Source organism: Pedobacter lusitanus, from assembly GCF_040026395.1.
Taxonomy (GTDB): Bacteria; Bacteroidota; Bacteroidia; order Sphingobacteriales; family Sphingobacteriaceae; genus Pedobacter; species Pedobacter lusitanus.
The window spans coordinates 963,245-984,367 of sequence record NZ_CP157278.1 but is presented as its reverse complement, the minus strand read 5'-3'; the positions used below and the strand labels follow the sequence as shown (position 1 = coordinate 984,367).

7 protein-coding genes are annotated in these 21,123 nt (G+C 43.0%); 6 read left to right on the top strand and 1 reads right to left on the bottom strand.

All coding sequences use genetic code 11. The features are described from left to right. Positions 1-21 precede the first annotated feature (21 nt). Together PL_RS04340 and PL_RS04335 are read left to right on the top strand one after the other, a co-directional pair. Entirely contained in the window at positions 22-936 is a 915-nt protein-coding gene (locus PL_RS04340; protein ID WP_041884156.1) for an SAM hydrolase/SAM-dependent halogenase family protein, read from the top strand. A 211-nt stretch (positions 937-1,147) separates the two neighbouring features. Next, positions 1,148-2,380: an MFS transporter gene (locus PL_RS04335; RefSeq protein WP_041884154.1), complete on the top strand. Its 1,233-nt coding sequence runs from the start codon at positions 1,148-1,150 to the stop codon at positions 2,378-2,380. Positions 2,381-2,395: 15 nt separating this feature from the next. On the opposite strand, the gene PL_RS04330 is transcribed toward PL_RS04335, so the two are convergent. Continuing rightward, a complete protein-coding gene (locus PL_RS04330; RefSeq protein ID WP_041884151.1) occupies positions 2,396-3,046 on the bottom strand; it encodes a response regulator in 651 nt (216 codons plus the stop codon). Between the two features lie 259 nt (positions 3,047-3,305). Between PL_RS04330 and PL_RS04325 the strand changes: the two genes are divergently transcribed. Genes PL_RS04325 through PL_RS04310 form a run of 4 tightly spaced genes read left to right on the top strand, consistent with a single transcriptional unit; the run spans position 3,306 to position 20,937 of the window. Beyond that, complete coding sequence (locus PL_RS04325) at positions 3,306-11,021, top strand: SpvB/TcaC N-terminal domain-containing protein (RefSeq protein WP_052496452.1); 7,716 nt, start codon at positions 3,306-3,308, stop codon at positions 11,019-11,021. Between the two features lie 22 nt (positions 11,022-11,043). Next, positions 11,044-11,316, top strand: coding sequence for a hypothetical protein (locus PL_RS04320; protein ID WP_041884150.1), 273 nt, complete (start codon positions 11,044-11,046; stop codon positions 11,314-11,316). Next, the gene (locus PL_RS04315) at positions 11,316-11,708 is read left to right on the top strand and encodes a hypothetical protein (protein ID WP_052496451.1); all 393 of its coding nucleotides are present in this window, start codon (positions 11,316-11,318) and stop codon (positions 11,706-11,708) included. The genes PL_RS04320 and PL_RS04315 overlap by 1 nt, the downstream gene beginning before the upstream one ends. Positions 11,709-11,736: 28 nt before the next feature. Then, a complete protein-coding gene (locus PL_RS04310) occupies positions 11,737-20,937 on the top strand; it encodes a neuraminidase-like domain-containing protein (RefSeq protein ID WP_041884149.1) in 9,201 nt (3,066 codons plus the stop codon). Positions 20,938-21,123 lie beyond the last annotated feature (186 nt).

Below are 21,123 nucleotides of genomic sequence, written 5' to 3'. Positions count from 1 at the left end.
TGCTTCTTTAATTTCAACCTTATGATCATCTCTGTAAAACGCAATTTCAGCTTAATTTTCCTGCTGTTAATTACTCATCTGGCTTATGCTCAGAACAAGATTCTTGTCTTACAGTCAGATTTCGGATTAAAAGATGGAGCCGTATCTGCCATGAAGGGGGTGGCCATTGGCGTTTCGCCAGATCTTAAAATATTTGATCTTACACATGAAATTCCTGCTTATAATATCTGGGAAGCAGCTTACCGTCTGGTTCAGACCGTACCTTATTATCCTGCAGGGACAGTATTTGTTTCAGTGGTAGATCCCGGAGTTGGGACTTCCAGAAAATCTGTAGTACTGAAAACCAAAACCGGGCAGTTTATTGTTACTCCCGATAATGGTACCCTGACATTGGTAGCTCAGTCACTGGGTATTGCTGCCTTGCGCCAGATTGATGAAGTAACCAACAGACGAAAGGATTCTGAAAAGTCATATACTTTCCATGGCCGTGATGTCTATTCCTACACCGGTGCAAGATTAGCCGCTGGTATCATTACCTATGAACAGGTGGGTGCTGAATTACCTAAACAGGTAGTTGAGATTCCCTATCAGAAAGCTACACTTGAGAATGGAGTATGGAAAGGCAACATTTCAGTACTGGATGTTCAATATGGTAATATATGGACTAACATCGATAGTGAACTGATTAAACAGGCTAAAATTAAATATGGTGATGTTCTTCATTTAAAGATCTTTCATCAGGGCAAAAAGATATATGAAGGAGATGCACCTTACAGCCAGACTTTTGGGGCGGTAGCCGAAGGAAAGCCCCTAAGCTATCTCAATAGCTTACTGCAATTGTCCTTTGCTTTAAACCAGGCTAGTTTTGCTGAAGTCCATCATATTGCCAGTGGTCATGAATGGAGTGTAGAAGTCACAGTTAAAAAAGATAAATAAGATACCCTGTTTGAAATGGTTAATATTAAGCGGGTGTTATTTTTGTTTGAATTGTGTAATTTTATATAAATGCTATTTTGAGGTAATCACTGATTATGATGTGCAAAACCATATATATGCCCTGGTTTTTCAGTGTCATCATTGAAATGTGTAATTATTTATTTGATTAGTGTAATTGGCGCAACTACAGAATCAGTAATTTTGTGCTATTATGATAACGATTACCTCCAAACCAAAAGCAATACAGGAGCGTCACCAGGGGATAGCCACTCTGCTCGCTTTTGCTTTACTCCCTTTATCTGGCTTTGCCACGGATATTTATATTCCTTCTTTGCCAACAATGGCAGGAGAGATGCATGCAAGCAGTATCCAGGTCCAATTAACATTAAGTATTTTTCTGATCAGTTATGGCGTTTCCCAGTTATTTATAGGAAGTGTGCTGGACAGTTTTGGCAGATATAAAATCTCTCTGGTCTCTCTGGTGATTTTTGCGCTGGCAAGTTTAGTTATTGCCTCCACCCATAATATTTATCTGATTTATCTGATGCGTGTAATTCACGGATTGACGGTTGGTGCAATTATAGTAGCCAAACGCGCTTATTTCGTAGATGTGTTTTCCGGTGATCAGCTTAAACACTATTTAAGTCTTTTTTCTATCATCTGGTCTACCGGGCCGATTGTTGCTCCTTTTATTGGAGGTTATTTACAGGAAGCCTTTGGATGGGAGTCTAATTTTTACTTTTTAGGCGGATTTGCACTCGTGCTGGTTGTGCTGGAGCTGATATACAGCGGAGAAACGCTGGTACATTTTACAGAGTTCCGTTTCCGTAAGATTGTGGATATTTATACGACAATGATTAAGACCGCAAGTTTTTCACTGGGTATTGTGATGCTTGGACTGGCTTATTGTATGGTGATGATCTATAATATGACAGGCCCGTTTATCATCGAACACCATTTACATTTATCACCTATTATTGCGGGTTACAGCTCTTTGTTTTTAGGTTTTGCCTGGATGGTAGGCGGCTTTATCGGCAAGGCGACAATTAACAAACCATTTTTCAGAAGACTGGTGGTTAATGTGGGTATACAGGTGGCATTTGTAACGGTGATGATTATCAGCCTGAACTTTATCACAAATCTGTACTCTATGATTTTCTTTGCCTTTATCATTCATGTGGGTGCGGGATATACCTTTAATAACTATTTTACCTTCTGTCTGGGTAAATTCCCTAAAAACGCAGGTATTGCAGGCGGACTTACAGGAGGGATTACCTATGTCATTGTTTCCTTTTTAAGTTATGCGATTGTCAACATAGTTCCTGCTAAAGATGAAAGAAATCTGAGCTATAGTTATTTGATACTGATACTTTTATCAGTTGTGATTATGTTCATTATTTTTAATATCAACAGGAAAACAGTAGTCGCGCAGGCAAAAAATTAGCTATAATTTATGTTGTTAAACACTGATTATTCCGTTTTTAACAGCATAAATTACCAATCCGGCAATCTTTTTAGAGCCGATCTTCTCAAATAACCTGGTCCGGTAACCTTCTACGGTTCTGACGCTTAAAAAGAGCTTTTCTGCAATTTCAATATTGGTGCTTTCTTCACAGATCAGTTTCAGAATATCAATTTCCCGGTCATTGAGCATGGCCTCGCGACTGCCGATAGTTGCCGGTGGCTGAACCAGCAGTTCTTTAATCAGGGTAACAGATAAATATTTGTTGAAATAGAAGCCTTTTTCACAGACATCATGAATAGCCTGTATCATTTCTTCCGGTTCAGAGTCTTTGAGCAGATAGCCATTGGCGCCTGCCTTCATGACATTGATAATACCCTGATCCTCGTAATGGGCTGAGAGTATCAGTATTTTGACCCCATCGAAATTTTCCCTGAGATAGCCGATCATCTGTAATCCGCTCATATCTGGTAGTTTGATATCCATTAATATCACATCGGGTTTCTTAAATGGAATCTGGTTAACAATTTCAAAACCATTCCCCGCTTCTAAAACGAGGTCAAATTCTTTAAAATCTTCCAGTATGGCGATCAGGCCTTTTCTGAAGATTTTATGTTCGTCAGCGATTGCAATTTTTAAAGGTGTCATGTGAGAGGGATAATCGTAAATCAAATACAAAGCCGAGTAATAAATATAACCCAATTCTTGTTAAGTATCAAATTTTTTGGTCAGCGGCAATATCAGAAGATCTTTAACGTAAAACCACTTACGGATTAACGTAATACTACCTGTTTTTAAATCCGTAGTTGAACCCCGTTAAACCCGTGTTGGCTACCTTGAAATGCAGCGTTGAATAGTCCAATTTTATCATGCAATTGGTAAGAGTTCTTAACTCGAAAGGTTAATTATGGGCCGATGGCTTAAAGCCGTTGAAAAACAATATGCTCCGATGAAACATGATGAAGTTGAATCAAAAAAGAAGTCAGATAATCAGTTCCTGAATACCGAAGGTGGCAAAACAAAGTCCAATGCGATAGAGATCCCTTCAATTAATCTGCCCAAAGGTGGGGGGGCTATCAAAGGTATAGATGAAAAATTCTCAGTTAATGCACTTAATGGTACAGCCTCTTTTTCTATTCCGGTTCCTTTTTCTAATGCCAGGGGCAATTCACCTTCATTAAACTTAACCTATAGCTCGGGTTCCGGTAATGGTATTTTCGGACTGGGCTGGACTGTCAATCTTCCATCTATCAAAAGAAAAACAGACAAAAAGCTGCCTCAGTATTACGATGGAATTGATTCAGATGTTTTTCTTTTTTCTGAAGCAGAAGATCTGGTTCCTGCCTTTAAAAAGGATCTGAGCGGAGATTTCATGAAAGACCCTTCCGGTAAATACATCATCAGTGAAAAAGACTCTGCAGATCATTTATTTACCATCCGTTATTATCTGCCCAGAATAGAAGGTCTGTTTGCCCGTATAGAGCGCTGGTCTGCCAAAGACGGGCCGGAAATCAAATGGAAGATAACCACTAAAAATAATGTAACTACTTTATTTGGCTGGAGCAGTAATTCAAGAATTACCGACCCCGGTGATCAGCATAAAATCTATGAATGGCGTCCTGAGTTTGTATTTGACGATAAAGGGAACTGTACACAGTATACCTATAAGGAAGAAGATGCTCTTGGTTTTGATCATGAACTGATTTATCATACCAATCGCTTTAAAAACGGGAAAATTACCTATACCAATCTGTATCCTGAAAAGATATTATATGGAAATAAAACGCCTTATATTAATTTTGGCGATCCTTTTCCTGCAGAAACTGATTACTTATTTCAGAATGTTTTTGATTATGGAGAGTATGATTTAAATGCACCTTTTGATCAGACAGGAGACTGGGATTTCCGGACAGATGCTTTTTCAGTCTGTAAACCCGGATTTGAAATCAGAACCACAAGGCTGTGCCGCAGAATACTGTTATTTCATTATTTTGAAGAGCTGAAAGATACAGTTTCCGGAAAAAAGACCTTAGTTAAATCTCTGAATTTTAGTTACGATACCAGCACTGCGCCTGATTTTACCTTTTTGTCTGCTGTTACTGTTTTCGGTTATATCAAACAGACAGATGGAACCTATACCAGTCAGCATCTGCCTGCTATGGAGTTTACTTATCAGCAACATGACTGGAACAAGGAAGTCAGAGATTTGTCTGCTGATGCGCTTGTTAATGCTCCATCAGGAATTGATGAGCAGCAGTATCAGTTTACCGATCTGTTCAATGAAGGATTGTCCGGTTTACTCACAGAACAGGCCAATGGCTGGTATTACAAACGCAACCTGGGGAATGGTAATTTTGAGCATGCAAGACTCGTTGCGCCTAAACCGTCATTTAACGGACTGAGCAATCAGCTGCAGCTGTCAGATCTGGACGCAGATGGCGGCAAACAGGTAGTCAGCTATCATCAGGAACCCAGGGGATATTTCGAATTGAATGATGAAGATGAATGGGCGCCATTCCGTTATTTTCAGACCGTACCCAATGTAGATCTGAAAGATCCGAATACCAGGATGCTGGATCTGAACGGGGATGGCAAACCGGATGTTTTAATTACAGAAGAATACGTTTTTACCTGGTATGAATCTTCGGGCAGGGAGGGATTTAGTGGTATACATAAAGTTTTTAAGGCTTTTGATGAAGAAAGCGGCCCTCATATCCTGTTTTCAGAACCTGAGCAGACTATTTTTCTGGCAGATATGCAGGGCGATGGAATGACTGCACTGGTTCGTATCCGGAACGGGGAGGTCTGCTACTGGCCAAATCTGGGTTACGGAAAATTCGGTGCTAAGGTAAGTATGGCAAACGCACCTGTTTTTGATCAGCCTGATGCATTTAATCCGGCGCTGATCAAATTGGCTGACCTTGACGGATCGGGTACCGCAGATCTTATTTATTTGGGTAAACTGGGTATTTTCTGCTGGCTTAACCTGAGTGGCAATCGTTTCAGTACAGACCCTGTCCGGATAGATCCCTTTCCTGAAATCAGTATGGCAGCCAAAGTTACAGTTACCGATTTGCTCGGGAATGGAGTGGCTTGTATAGTCTGGTCCGGCGGACTTGCTAAAAACGCAGGCAGACAGCTAAAATACATCGATCTGATGAATAGCAGGAAGCCTTATCTGATGTCGGGCTATAAAAATAATCTGGGTAAAGAAGTCATACTGGAATATACATCCTCTACCAGGTTTTATCTGGAAGATAGACTGGCAGGCAGGCCCTGGGTAACTAAATTACATTTTCCGGTTCATTGTCTGTCCAGGACAGAAACCCGGGATCTGATTTCGGGCTCTGGCCTGGTGAGCAGTTATAAATACCATCATGGCTATTTTGATCATGCAGAGAAGGAATTCAGGGGTTTTGGCAAAGTAGAACAGATCGATTCAGAACATTTTGATGACTGGATAAAAGGAGGGGCAGGAAATGTGACTGCCCGGGACTTACATCAGGACCCGGTAAAAACCAGTTCATGGAGTCATACCGGTGCATTTACAGGCCGGGGCAGCATGCTCAATACTTTTGCACATGAATACTGGTACGAAGAGATGAACAGGCAGGGCTATCTGGTCATTCAGCAGGAGAGAACATTGCCCGATTTACAGATTACCCTTGCTCCGGATCTGAATGTCTCTATTCTTCAGCGGCTCAGTGCAGAGGAATGGCGGCAGGCAGCCAGAGCCTGCAAAGGATTGGCTTTGCGTTCCGAAGTTTTTGCACTCGATGCACCACTTACAGGCGCTACGGATAGTCAGCTGAAAAAGCAACTGACTCCCTATACCGTCAGTACACATAATTGTACTGTTGAATTACTGCAGCCGAAAGGGCAGAATCCCTACGCTGTTTTTATTGCAAAAGAGAGTGAAGGAATTATCTACAATTATGAGCGGGAAATCTCAGATCCGAGGATATTACATAAACTTAGTCTGAGTTTTGACGTGTATGGAAATGTACTGGATTCTGCTTCAGTCGTTTATCCCCGGATAACTCCGGATTTAAGCCTGCCGGCAGATATACAGCAGATTCAGCAGCAATCATTGATTACTTATCTGGCTAATCAGTTTACCAACGATGTAATCACGGCAGATCATTACCGGCTCAGGCTGCCTTCGGAGGCAATGACCTACGAGCTTAAAGGATTGATTAAAACGGGATTTTATTATAAACCCGAAGATTTCGATCAGGTATTAAGTACAGCAGTTGAGGTTGCCTATCATCAGCTGAATGTAAATCCGGCACCCGGCACTATACAGAAGAGACTGATTGAACATATCAGAACCATTTACAGGAGTAATAACCTGAATACTGCATTGGCCTTACATATGCTCGATTCCAAAGGGCTGTCTTTTGAGAATTATCAGCTTGCCTATACACCCGCACTGGTTAATGATATATTTGGCGCCAGGGTTGATGCGGCATTATTACTGGAAGGAAAATTTTGTCATAGCCAGGGAGATGCGAACTGGTGGATCAGATCCGGAACTTCCGGGTATCTGGATGGAGCAGAAACTTTAGCAGACGCACAGAGCAGATTTTATATGCCGGTTTCTTTTACAGATCCCTATGGTGCAAAGACCAAAGTAAAATATGATAGCAGTTACGTGTTGTTTATTGAAGAAACTGAAGATGCAATTGGTAATAAAGCATCAATTGAGCAATTCAACTACAGAACACTTACAGCCAGGAAATTAAAAGACATCAATGATAACCTTTCTGAGGTTGTTAGCGATGAGCTGGGTTTTGTAAAAGCGGTGGCCCTTTATGGAAAAGGGACTGAGGCCGATGATATGACCGGGATAACCGAATTCACTACTGCAGCAGAAAATGCGTTGAAAAATGCATTTTTTGGAGCCGCTGATTCTGTACAGCTGACACAAAAAGCCAAAGATCTGCTTGGTCATGCAACCACCCGTTATTTACTGGATTTTCATAATTATGCAACCACCGGAAAACCAGCAGTTACAGCTTCTGTATCCCGGGAGGAGCATTATCAGAAAAATAATAATTCACCGGTACAGCTTAGTTTTGAATATACAGGCGGGCTTGGTCAGGTGATGATGAAAAAGGTACAGGCAGAACCCGGCCCGGCCAGACAGGTGGTAGTTATGCCAGATGATACTTATACCGTTGCGGTGATCGATACCGGAGTGCTGATGCCAAAACAATTAAGATGGATAGGCAACGGAAGAGCTGTATTGAATAACAAAGGGAATACAGTTAAACAATATGAACCTTATTTCTCTGTAAGTTTTCAGTATGAAAGTTTAAAGGAACTGGTTGAAACAGGAGTCACCTCTATCAGCTTTTATGATGCTCCGGGCAGAATCATGAAAACCATCATGCCTGATGAAAGCTATAGTAAAGTAGAGTATACCTCCTGGAAGCAGATCAGCTGGGATCAGAATGATACCCTGCTGGATTCTCCGTGGTATCTGAACAGACATAATGGTTTAATTAATGCCCGGTTGATTGCACAGAGCAAAGATCCTGCCGTAGAGAAACAAGTTGCAGATCAGGCGGTGAAACATGCAGGTACACCGGCGGTCCAGCATTTTGATACCATGGGCAGAGCGGTTTTGGCTATAGAACACAATAAAAACCTGGTAACGGCTGCAGATGAGTTTGCAGAAACCCGTGCCTTACTGGATGCAGAAGGGAACCAGCGCGGCGTAATTGACAGCAGGAATAATCTGCTGATGCAGTATAAATACAATATACTGGGTAACATGGTTTATCAGGATAGTACTGATGCGGGTAAACGCTGGCTGATCCAGGATATTATGGGTAAACCGTTAAGAACCTGGGATGAGCGGAATCATGAGTTTCAGTACTTCTACGATATACTGCACCGCTCAACTTACAGTAAGGTATTGGGGGGGGATGGCGCAGTAGCGCTGGATCATATTTTTGAACGGATATTTTATGGAGATACGGTCTCTGGTGCTAAAAATAAAAATCTTAAAGGTCAGATAATCAAACATTATGATACAGGTGGTTTAATTGATACTCCAGTTTATAATTTTAAAGGAAAGCCAGTTTCAACTACTAAAACACTGTTCAGATATTATAAAGAAGTAGCCAACTGGATAGATGGAAACCTGGTTGCCAATCTGGAAACTGACAGTTATACTTTTATCACAGAACTGGATGCACTGGGCAGGATTGCTAAACAGACAGCTCCTGATGGCAGTGTCATTACACCATCCTATAATGAAGCAGGATTGTTAAATGCCGAACAGGTTGCTCATGCAGATCCGGCAATAACCACGGTATACATCAAGGATATCGATTATAATGAAAAAGGGCAGCGAAGCAAGATTATTTATGGTAATGATGTTATAACCCGGTTTTATTATGATACAGAGACTTTCCGGCTGAATCGTCTGGAAAGTAAAAGAAAAAATAATGATCCTTTACAGGACTGGTATTATAGTTATGATCCGGTAGGTAATGTGGCTTTGATCAATGATAAAAATATTCCGGTCGTATTTTTCAATAATACGAAGGTCACAGGGATTACCGCATATACCTATGATGCTTTGTATCGTCTGGCAGAAGCCAGCGGCCGTGAAAATGATGCAGCACTGGTCTATACGAACAAAGATAACTGGAATGATGCAGCACTGATGAAGATTCAGGCTGCCGGAGATCCGATGGCTATGCGTAATTACACGCAAAGTTATCAGTATGATCAAACGGGAAATGTCACCCAGGTAAAACACGTGGCTGCCGGAAATAACTGGACCAGAACCTATCAGTATGATTCTGGTAATAACAGGCTTAATCAGACCAAGATAGGTGCTAATACCTATAGTTATACTCATCATGCTAAACATGGCTTTATCCTTCAAATGCCCCATCTTGATGAGATGAGCTGGGATTTTAAAGAAGAGCTGGTCAGGACTGTCAGACAGAAAAGGCTGGATGGTGGTACACCCGAAACCACTTATTATCAGTATGACGGGCAGGGACAGCGTATCCGTAAACTTACAGAAAATGAAGCGGATGCCGGGAAAACTCCACAGGTTAAAGAAGAACGTATTTATATTTCCGGCTATGAGTTATATCGTAAAATCACGGGAACTGATGCCGGTTTAGAACGCAGAAGTTTAAGTCTGATTGATCAGGGAAACCGGTTCGTTATGGCAGAAACCCGTAATACAGTGGATGACGGAACAGAAAAACATCTGGTGCGTTATCAGCTGCATAATCATACCGGGTCTGCGAGTATGGAGCTGGATATCACTGCACAGGTAATCAGTTATGAAGAATATCATCCTTTTGGTACTACAGCTTATCAGGCCAGAAATGCCGGGATCAAGGCAGCGGCCAAACGTTACCGGTATACGGGTATGGAAAGGGACGAAGAAAGCGGGCTTTCTTATCATAGTTCACGTTATTATCTGCCCTGGTTGATCCGGTGGCTCAGTGTGGATGCTGCCGGACTTAAAGATGGGGTAAACTTATATGCCTATATCAGGAATAACCCGCTCCGGTATAATGATAAATCAGGAACCCAGTCTGACCCGGTTCAGATAGAGTTCTGGGAAAGCCGGGTTTATCATACCGAAGTTACCGCTACCTACAGCAGCAGAGGGATTTCTCCCGAACTCAGAGCTACCATGACCGGGGTTTACCGGATCTGGACTAATGATTATGCCAGTGATGTGGATGTAGGACATATGGGCAAACCCTTTGTTTTACTCAGAGCTGGTGAAAGATCGCCGGTATGCCCTCAGTTGGCCGGGCCTAACAGAAGTGATGGCGGCGGGGCAGTCAGAGCTATGGCTGGCATAGTCAGAGCTGCCGGTGGGTATGCCCGTACCGATGATCATGATATGACTCCTGCCGGGGTAGCTTCAAGAGGCGTAAGATATCCGGCAATTGCTCTGCCACCTGCATTAAGAGATCCGAGACTCCCGGTAATTGGCAGAATGACGGCACCACCACCAGCTGCACCGCCATTAATTACGATACCGCCTTCTTCGGGTGCAGGTGCGCCTGTTACACCAGTTGTGCCACCCGCCCCAATGGAGCAGTTGCCGCTGGATTTTAATCCGCCACCAAGACCGGCCGCACCGCCTGCAGCCCCTGTGCGTCCTGTTGCGCCACCTGCGCCGCCAAGACCAGCTGCGGCACCACCAAGACCGTCAGGAGGCGGAGGCGGAAGAAGCGTTCCAGTAGGAAGCGGAGGGGCAGGTGCCGGAGTGGTAGGTGCAGTAGGAAGAGCAGTTCCATTTGTAGCCGAAGCCGAAGTGGTACTGACCGGAGCGGCCGGAGCCTCAATGATGACGGCCACTACAGCACCACTGGCAGCACCTTTACTGGCTACAGCCGAAGCTTTGCCGGTAGTTGCCGGAGTTGCAGTAATCGGTGCCGGAACAGGGCATATCGTCAGAGTTGTAGCTTCTGAAGCCGGAGCCAGCAGAAGTACTTCCGAGGGATTGGGGCTGGGAGCAGCTGTATTGACCGGTGCGGCAATCGGATCTGTAATTCCGGGCGTAGGAACAGCAGTTGGTGCCGGAGTGGGCGCACTGGTAGCCGGAGGACTTTATTTATGGTCACTTTAATTTACACATCAAAAATCAACATATGACAAACTTAAAACATGATGCCATTTTCACCGTATCGCTGGATGGCATAGGACTCACAGAAGATCAGATCCTGAGTCTGGATAAAAAAATCAAAGAAGTAGTGATGCATGAGCTTGCGCAGATTGACAATCATGGAGATATGGTGGTTAATGCCAGGTTAGCTGTTAATCCACGTTTAAAAGGATGGGAGTGGGTAAACAGGACTATGGGTATCTGGATCGAAGATTATTCCCGTTACCTGGAACGTATTGGTCAGGGGCCGCTTAAATAATGAGTGAGTTCCTGTGCCCGGGTTATACCTGCAAACCTGGTGCGAAACTTTATGGGATAGTTAATTCAGGTGGTTTTATTGACTATCTGCGGGTATCAATGGAAATAGATGAAGTTTTTGTACAGCAGGCCAGCAAAGGAAGGGAACCGGAAAAACGGTTCCGCTTTGCCGGAAATTGTGCAAAATCAGGTTGCAAACAGTGGGATGGAACGGCGCATGAATGCGGGCTGATTGATGAGCTGATTACGGTAGTAGGTAATCAGGAGCCTGAGCAGCTCCAGGATTGTCCTATCCGCGAAAAGTGCAGGTGGTTTGCGCAAAGAAAAGGCATGGCCTGTGCCCAGTGTAATGAGGTCATCCGCAATATTGAAATGAAATTAACAGAGGTATAACTCAATAAAAACCCTAAAGAAATTCATCATGGCAACTTTAAATCAGGCAATTAATATTGTATTTGGTAAAATAAGGAACCAATCTAATCAGCCCTTACCCAATCTGTTGGTACAAGCTTATGACCGTGATATGCGATCTGAAGAGCTTTTGGGCGAATGTATTACAGCGCAGGATGGCAGTTATGAAATTAGCTGGAAACATGAACAACTGAGCGGGCGGGGTAGAAAAGAAGCTGATTTATCCATGAAGGTATTGACCAGAGAGAAAAAAACTGTGCTTTATGCCTCTGCTATTATTGATACCAGGTTTAACGCAGCTGCATCCGAAGAAATCAATATCATTATCAAAGGGAAAATTCCTGCTGAATTTATAGAATATGATTATTTATACAAGGAGGTAGGTTTTCTGGCTGGGAAAGTTAAACAGGTTGATTTACAGGAGAATGAGCAGCATCAGGATATTTCCTTTCTTTCCGGAGAGATGAATGTACCTGCAGAGAAGATTGTGCATCTTGTGGTGGCCCAGCGCCTGCAGGAATTAGCTAAGATAGATGCCCCGTTTTTTTATGCGCTGCTGCGTAAAAACACCTTGTTAAAGAATGATTTAATCAATTCTTTCCAGATACGTACTGCTGTAGATCTTCATACCGAGCTGCTGCCTTTATTGTATGATGCCGCTTTATGTGATCCCAAAATCATTAAACAGGATATCACAGCGGCTGTAAAAGAAAAGCTGATTGCAGAAAAAGTGGGGAAAGAGGCTGGGCGGTATCAGGAAATCCTTCAGCAATATAAAACCAGAGCTGAAGAGTATTATCAGCAGGAATACGCAGGTAAAGTTTTCCTGCTGCTCAAAAAATATGTGCTGGACAGCCGTCTGTCTGAGATAGGACAGATTTTTAAAAATAACAGGAATAATCTGGATGGTCTGATCAGTGAACTGACTGCCCGGAGTTTTTTTGAAAGCAGCGGACACTCCATTGATGCTAAAACGGCCATCAAACTGGCAGAACTGATCGGTTTTAATGTAAATCTGATTGAAAGAGTTAAAAAAGCAGAAAATATTAATACACCCGCAGCGGTTAAAGATCTTGCAGCCTTAAATAAAGCAGACTGGAGGGCTATTCTGGCCAAACAGCCCGGAGTTAAAGATCAGGGGGCTGAAAAAGAAATGCTGGATATACAAGCATCGGCACTGGCCAGGAAATTTGAAAAAGAATATCCCGCTGTAGCTTTCAGGGCACAGCTGGACAGAGCTAAAACTACCCCTTACAAGAATCAGGCAAAAATCAGGGAGTTCTTTAAAACACAGACGGGATTTGATTTGCAGTATTCCAATATAGATCTTCTTTTTAAGGAGAGAAAAATGAGTAATGCCGCAAATGATCCTTTACGTAATGAACTCAAAGCTATGCAGCGGGTTTTTAAGCTGGTTCCGCATTACAGCAAAACCAATGCCTTGCTGGCACAGCATATTCATTCTGCACAAAGTATTACCTTAGCGGGCAAGTCCCGTTTTGTCAATGATATAGCACCTAAAGCAGGTATCAGTCCGGCAGAGGCCAAAGCCATCTATAACCGCGCTGAAACTGCCAGTACAGCGGCCATGTTATTAGCCGGTGAACTCCATGATACCATCAGTGCGATGGATATTCCTGCAATGGAGATGAAAACACTCAGTTTAAAGATTGACGCGGTAAGCAAGGATTTTCCAAATCTGAAATCATTGTTTTATACAGCAGATGTCTGTACCTGTGAGGAATGCCGTTCGGTCTATAGCCCGGCTGCTTACCTGGTGGAGATTTTACAGTTTCTGCAAAACAGAAAAGTAACTGATCTGAGTTTACCACCGGCAAACCTGTCTGCTAAAGAAGTTTTATTCAAACGTCGTCCTGATCTGGGCGACATCGATCTGGGCTGTGAAAATGCCATGACTCCTGTTCCCTATATTGACCTGGTTTGCGAATTGCTGGAAGAAGCCATAACTCCGGATGGGGGGATTCCATATACAGGAGTGCTTTCTGACGGGCCGGACCCGCTTAAAGGAAAGATTTCTGCTTCACTGCTCAATACGCTTTTAGCAGCCAAAACATCTTTTACCGATCCGGTAACCCTGGTTGTTACTGATACACCCTGTAATTTCCCGGTCACCAGTCAGGCGCTTATTTTTAAGACTGAAGGGACTCTGCCCGATCAGCCATTTTACCTGCGGGATCAAAAGGTTGTATTCAAAGCCGTGCCGCTGGGAGGAAGCAAATATACGATCTACAGATTGCGTCAAACGCTGTCTTCTGCCGAAGAATTAGCTTCTTCTCCAGCCTACGTTAACGTAAATGCTTATAAGACCTTACAGACCAGCTTTTATGCCTTTAAGCTTCCCTTTGATCTGAACCTTACTTCTGCCAAAGCTTATTTTTCCAGGTTTGGTCTGGACAGAGCTGAATTAATGAAAGCTTTTCAAAGTGCTTCCAGTCCTTCTGATCTGGCAATAGCTGCAGAAAAGCTGGGTTTAACAGATACAGAAAAAGATTTAATTGTCACTGCCGCTTCAGCTAAACAGCAGACGTACTGGAATACCACAGCTGCCAATGCTTCTGCAGAAATGAACAATGTGGATGTTTTTCTGACCAAAAGCGGTCTGAGTTTTAAAGAACTGACGGTACTGCTGACTTTAAAATTTATCGATCCGGATAAAAAGCTGTTTATCAAGAATCTGGATCTGACCTGTGATACCACGAAAAAGATAATTGATAGCCTTGATGATGTCGCTTTAGACCGTATTCACAGATTTTTAAGACTGCAGAAGAAAACGGGTCTGAAATTCGAATTGCTTGATGAGTTCATTTCTCAGGTTAGCCTGGGAGGGGGTGATCTTCAGGAAGCTATTCTGCAAATCGCTGATTTGAAAAGAGTTTCAGCTGCAAGTGGTCTTCAGCTGGATGAACTGACCGGCTTTTTCGGTCAGATTCCTTACGAAATACGCAGCGAAGAAAGCCCGCTGCCTTTGTTCAGCCAGGTGTTTTTAAATAAATCAAAAAATGGGTTTGCTGATGAAAAATTACTGGCAGATACTATTTTGGGCACAGGTTTACTATCCGCTTACCGGGATAGTCTGTCTGTTTGTCTGCAGTTATCCGGTGATGATTTTGATCAGCTGACCAGTTTCACGCCTGATGGTAAACTGAATTTTAAAAATCTGAGTACACTTTATGCCATAGCCAGGCTGATGAAGAAACTGGGTTTGAAAAGACCGGATTTTGAAATCATCAGTGAGCTGACCGGATTAATTTTTTCTGCAGCACCGGCTGTACTGCTGCAATTTGTGACACAGGCGATGGCTTTCAGAGCCTATCCTCAGCGGCCTGCAGATCTGCTGTTTATGTTAAAACATGAGGCTGCCGATCTGGTGAACCGGGAGATGAAAGAAACCCGGATTATTGAAGTGCTGACCGGGTTGCAGCAGGATTTGAAAAAAGTACTGACTGATAATCAATCGCTTTATAATGATGGTCTGGAAACAGATGAACAGCGGGAAGCTTTACAAAATCAGTTAGCTAAACTGACCAATGTAGAACCTGATACGGTTAAAGTACTGATGGGTTTTCTGGATGCCTTATGGGTTACACCGGCAGCGGCCAAAACATTTGCTGATGACCATTTAGCTTATCTGGATAAAGCAGCAGGTATCAAAAGAGAAGGTTTGGATACTACTGATCTCAAAAATAAGATAGATGACCTGGCAGCAGCCAGCCCGGCTAATTTTGCCACTGTACAGAAAACCTTGCTGAAATCATACTTTGATACGCTTTCAGTTTATTTCATCACAGCTGGAAAAAAGACTGTCCTTGTGCAGTGTATAATGCAGGTTTTCAAATCATCAGAAGATCTGGCTAAAGTAATACTCGATAATGCTCTGCTCAGACAGCCGGCACCAGGCACCGCAGCAATTAGTGATTTATTATCAGCTGACAGCTTTATTAATCTGCTGGTTCCTGTGACCAGTCTGAATTGTGCCGGTCAGTTCAGTGCCTTAAGATTATTGCATCAGATGATTCCGCTGATCAATTCATTTCAGCTGGAAATTACAGATACAGCATGGTACTTTAAAAATGCAGGCAGTTTAGGCTGGTTTTTATTTGATGGAATACCTTATGACAGTACACTGAATCCGGTAAACCTGTCTCTATATGCTGATTTTGTCAGTTTAACAGGTCTGGCGAAATCTTTAAGCCCGGTACCAGATCCTGCGGATGCAGAAAATCCGCTCAGTTTTACGCGGGCAATGGAATTATTATTACCTGGCAATACTACGACGCAAACCCAATGGATGGAAACTATGGCGCTGCTAACTGGTTATCAGACAGCAGATTTAACAGCTATCGATGCCAGGTTATTCACCGTGTTTAATCTGGATAACTATAAAAACCCGCAAACCTGGCAGACCGTAATGACTAATGCAGCTTATCTGCGTACGCTGGGTGCTACAGTCAGTCAGGTTGTTGCCTTTATTAAGCCAGTGCTGACAGCAACTGATACGACGCAGCTGAGAATGGCTTTAAAAGCCAGATATGATGAAAATACCTGGTCAGATACCCTGAAAGAAATTACTGATGCGATCAGACCTCAGAAAAGAGATGCGCTGATTGCTTATTTACTGGCTGTAAACCCTGATCTTAAAGATGAAAATGACCTGTACGATTATTTTCTGGTTGATGTAGAGATGGAAGCTGTAATTTCTTCTTCCAGAATTGTGCAGGCTCATAATACAGTACAGCTTTTTGTACAGCGTTGTTTAATGGGGCTGGAACCGGAATCAGCAGCTAATCTGGATGATGATCCTAACTGGAACCAGTGGAAATGGATGAAAAATTACCGGGTGTGGGAAGCCAACCGTAAGGTGTTTTTATATCCTGAAAACTGGATTGAGGCAGAACTGCGTGATGATAAGTCATTTATGTTTAAAGAACTGGAAAATGAGTTGTTACAGGACGATCTGAATAACGATACTGCCGAAGCAGGTTTGATTAACTATCTGGAGAAACTGGATAATATTGCTTTTTTGGAAGTGGTAGCCACCTGGTATCAGATTGATATCAGAACTATGCATGTTTTTGGCAGAACCAAAGGTGGTGATCCGGCAATTTATTATTACCGCAGATTTGAACAGGAGCGCTACTGGAGTCCATGGGAAAAAGTAGAGCTGGACATTACTTCTGATCAGCTGCTGGCTTTTATGCGTAATAATCGTCTCTGTCTGGCCTGGCCGGTTTTTAGTGAGGAAGCGGAAATGAAAGACTCCATCGCGGTTCCAAGCGGTTCGGGCGGGGGTACGGTACCTGGAAAACCTAATAAAAAACTTAAAATACAGTTGGCTGTCAGTGAGTTTGCCAATGGGAAATGGCAGCCAAAAAAGATCTCTAAAGATGCTATTGAAAGCCCTTCCGGAGATAATTACACACTGAATACCATATCGAGAGATTTATTCAATATGATGTATTTCGAGTTTCTGGATCAGATCTGGTTATTCACTACTAACGGGTATTCTACACTGGAACAAAGACTGGAAGGGGTATTCAATGTGACCGGATGTAAGGGTTATCCGGAACTGGTCAAGGGATTTACGCCCAAAAACCTGGCAGATTTTTACCCTGATTTTGAAAATACGAGCCTGAGATTGCAGCGTTATAATGAAATGAGTGAAAATGCACCGGAAATGGATCGTCTGGCGGTTAAGAATGCATTTTCCATGAAAGACTTTATGGAGCTTCTGGGACAGACTCCGGGAACCTTCCGTTTAACCTATCCTGCGCAGTTTAGCTATATTGATATGCTGGTGATGCTGTTTGAACTGATCTTTATGGGAATCAACAGCAATTATGCATCAGACCATATTGCGGGTAGACAGGGCCGGTTTAAAGGGGTTATGGGCACATTAATGCCATATTTTATGGAAGATAGTTATCATGCCTACGTGATTGTTCCTGGCTTTTATAATACAAATACTAAAGATGATACCGGGCCGCTGTTGCTACAGCGAACAATTGCTGATGTGCTGCAGCTGATTGATGATATCATCGCCCTTGGCAAAAAATACATGGCTAAATTAAAGGCGGTTCCTGCACCTGATCCGGTTGAATTGGTTAAAGAGCTGAATAAGGATGAAGAATTTCAGCGGATTAAAACTGAAATAGATCATTACCAGGAGCTGGCCTATGGTGAGGCTTTCAAAAATATGTATCATCCGCTGGTTTGTCCGCTTAAAAAGAGTTTGTATAAACTCGGAATCCCGGAGCTGATGAAAAGGGAAACACAGTTACAGCAGTCAAAATTTGATTTCCAGCTTAATTATAAGCCTAACGTTGCCAAAATCCCGAAAACCTATCTGCTGGAAAAAAATGGGGTAAGAAAACTATCCTTCCCGGTAGAGGATCTTGATTTTAGCAGTGATGGCAGCTATAGTGAATATAACTGGGAACTTTTTTTTCATATCCCGTTTTTACTGGCCGGCAGATTAAGCCAGAACCAGCAATTTGAAGATGCACTGACCTGGTTCCATTATATGTTTAATCCTACTGGTGCCCTGGCCGGTAAAGCCCCTGAAAAATATTGGGTAACCAAACCTTTTTTCCTGACTCATGAAGCAGATTATACCAGTCAGCGTATAGACAACCTGATGTTTAAGGTAGCTCATTTTTCTACAGAGGATGTTTCAAAACTGGAATTTGCTATTGCACAATGGCGTGAGAAACCTTTTCAGCCACATGTTATAGCCCGGTTCAGACCTGTGGCTTATCAGAAAGCCCTGCTGATGAAATATATCGGGAATTTAACCGCATGGGGAGATTATCTGTTCAGACAGGATACCATGGAATCGATTGCGCAGGCGACACAGATGTATATTCTTGCAGATAAACTGCTGGGGCCTAAACCAAGAGTAATTAAGCCGGTAGTTAAAGCGCCTTATGAAACTTATAATCAGCTGGAAGCAAATATTGATGCTTTTGGAAATGCGCTGGTTAACCTGGAAAATATTTTACCGGATTTATCGGTGCTGCCAGAAGGCGGTGCTGAATTACCACCGCCGGATGTTACTTTATCCATGCTGTATTTCTGTATCCCGAATAATGACCAGATGAATACTTACTGGGATCAGGTGGCTGACCGCTTGTTTAAAATCCGTAACTCTCAGAATATTGACGGGGTATTCCGTAGTCTGGCGCTGTTTGCGCCTCCGATTGATCCGGGTATGCTGGTCCGTGCAGCGGCTTCGGGGATGGATATTTCTTCAATCCTTGCCGGAATGAATGCACCAACACCTTTTTACAGATTTAATGTATTGTCTCAGAAAGCAGGTGAACTGACTCAGGAAGTAAGAGGGCTGGGCAGCTCGCTGCTTCAGGCACTGGAAAAGAAAGATGCCGAAAGTATGGCTTTATTGAGAAGTGAACTGGAAATCCGTGTTTTAAACGCCGTAAAGGATATGAAAACGCTTCAGATCAGTGAGGCAAAAGAACAGATACAGGTGCTGGAGAAAACAAAACTGGTCACTGAGGCCCGTCATAATTATTACAGGGATATCAGTTATATCAGTTCAAAAGAACAGCTGAACCTGGATAAACTCAGTGAATCTCATGATTATCAGATGGCTTCACAGATTCTGGGTGCTACGGCAGGTATTCTGGCATTAATTCCCGACCTGGATATTGGTGCTTCTGGTTTTGGCGGAAGCCCGCTGGCTGCGGTGAAATGGGGCGGAAGTTTTCTGGCGCATTCTGCCAATGCAGCAGCAGGTGTATTGAATGTATTAAGTTCAGCGGCTTCTTATGAGGCTAACCGCGCAGCTACTGCAGGTAGTTATGACCGGCGGTTTGCAGACTGGAAACTCCAGGAAACATTGGCTGGCAAAGAGCTGGATTCTCTGGATAAGCAGATTTCTGCAGCCCAGATCAGACAGGAAATTGCAGAAACAGATCTGCGTAATCATTTGATACAGATTGATAATGCGAAGAAAACGGATGATTTTATGCATACTAAGTTCACTAATAAACAGCTTTATGACTGGATGATCGGGCAGGTGAGTGCTGTTTATTTCCGTGCCTACAGTCTGGCACATGATTTTGCGAAGAAAGCAGAGCGAAGTTATCAGTATGAGCTTGGAAACGGAGATAGCTATATTCAGTATGGTTATTGGGACAGCATGAAAAAAGGACTGCAGAGTGCGGATCAGTTACTTCATGATATCAAAAGAATGGAATGCGGCTATCTGGATAAAAACAAGCGGGAATATGAACTGACCAGACATGTATCCGTAAGTCTGCTTGATCCGCTTGCACTGGTACAGCTGAGAGCTACAGGAGTGTGTGATTTTGATATTCCTGAAGCTTTATATGATATGGATTATGCAGGACAGTACTTCAGAAGGATTAAATCTGTGAGTATCAGTTTGCCTTGTATAGCAGGGCCGCATACAGCAGTCAGCGCTAAATTATCGCTGGTTAAAAATAAGTACCGCAAAAATATGAACCACGAAAATGCAGCAGGAACGGGTTATACCGAAGATCCTGCCGGAAATGACGAGCGCTTTATCTTTAACGTGGGTTCTATTCAGTCTATTGCTGCCAGCAGTGCGCAGAATGACAGTGGAGTATTTGAGCTGAATTTCAAAGATGAACGGTATCTGCCTTTTGAAGGAACAGGAGCGATCAGCAGCTGGAGACTGGAATTGCCGGAAGAAGTCAGGCAGTTTGATTACAGTACCATTGCTGATGTGGTTTTACATGTTAAATATACCGCAAGAGAGGGTGGTTCTGTACTTAAGGGATTGGCAGAAGCGAGTCTTAAAGACCGGCTGAATGCGATGCACCAGACGTTGAATGAAACCGGACTGCATATCGGGATTAACTTAAAGCAGGATATGCCTGATGTCTGGAACCTGTTGCTTAAAAATGCATCTGCTCCGCTGACGATAACTAAATTCAGACTGCCATATTTTGTACAGCCTTTAACTGCGGTGATCAGTAAAGTAATCTTTGTGGCAAAAGTGAAGGGAGATCCCGGCAGTTATACGATAAAGATAGACGGGACTGATCTTAATCTTTCTAAATCTTCTGGATTGCTTAAAGCAGAAAATACTACAATTCAGTTGGATACAGAGTTTATCTTGTCCGGAACTGCAATACAGATCGCTAAGCTGGATGAACTGGTGATGGTTGTTAAGTATGGAGTTTAGACTGACGGACAGGTAGTTCTTTGGGCAAGTAAATACGAAGAGCTGTAGCGGGACGTATTAAGATCGGGGTTGGTATAGGGTTGGTATACCCCGGGGGTATACCAACCCTATACCAACCCCGATCTCTTACACAGGTTAAACTTCTTTCTTTTTAATGGAGATTAATTGAATCCGGAGGCCGAAGAG

Coding starts and splice junctions, on each gene's coding strand:
- PL_RS04340 (WP_041884156.1), top strand. CDS start 22: ATGATCATCTCTGTAAAACGCAATTTCAGCTTAATTTTCCTGCTGTTA.
- PL_RS04335 (WP_041884154.1), top strand. CDS start 1,148: ATGATAACGATTACCTCCAAACCAAAAGCAATACAGGAGCGTCACCAG.
- PL_RS04330 (WP_041884151.1), bottom strand. CDS start 3,046: ATGACACCTTTAAAAATTGCAATCGCTGACGAACATAAAATCTTCAGA.
- PL_RS04325 (WP_052496452.1), top strand. CDS start 3,306: ATGGGCCGATGGCTTAAAGCCGTTGAAAAACAATATGCTCCGATGAAA.
- PL_RS04320 (WP_041884150.1), top strand. CDS start 11,044: ATGACAAACTTAAAACATGATGCCATTTTCACCGTATCGCTGGATGGC.
- PL_RS04315 (WP_052496451.1), top strand. CDS start 11,316: ATGAGTGAGTTCCTGTGCCCGGGTTATACCTGCAAACCTGGTGCGAAA.
- PL_RS04310 (WP_041884149.1), top strand. CDS start 11,737: ATGGCAACTTTAAATCAGGCAATTAATATTGTATTTGGTAAAATAAGG.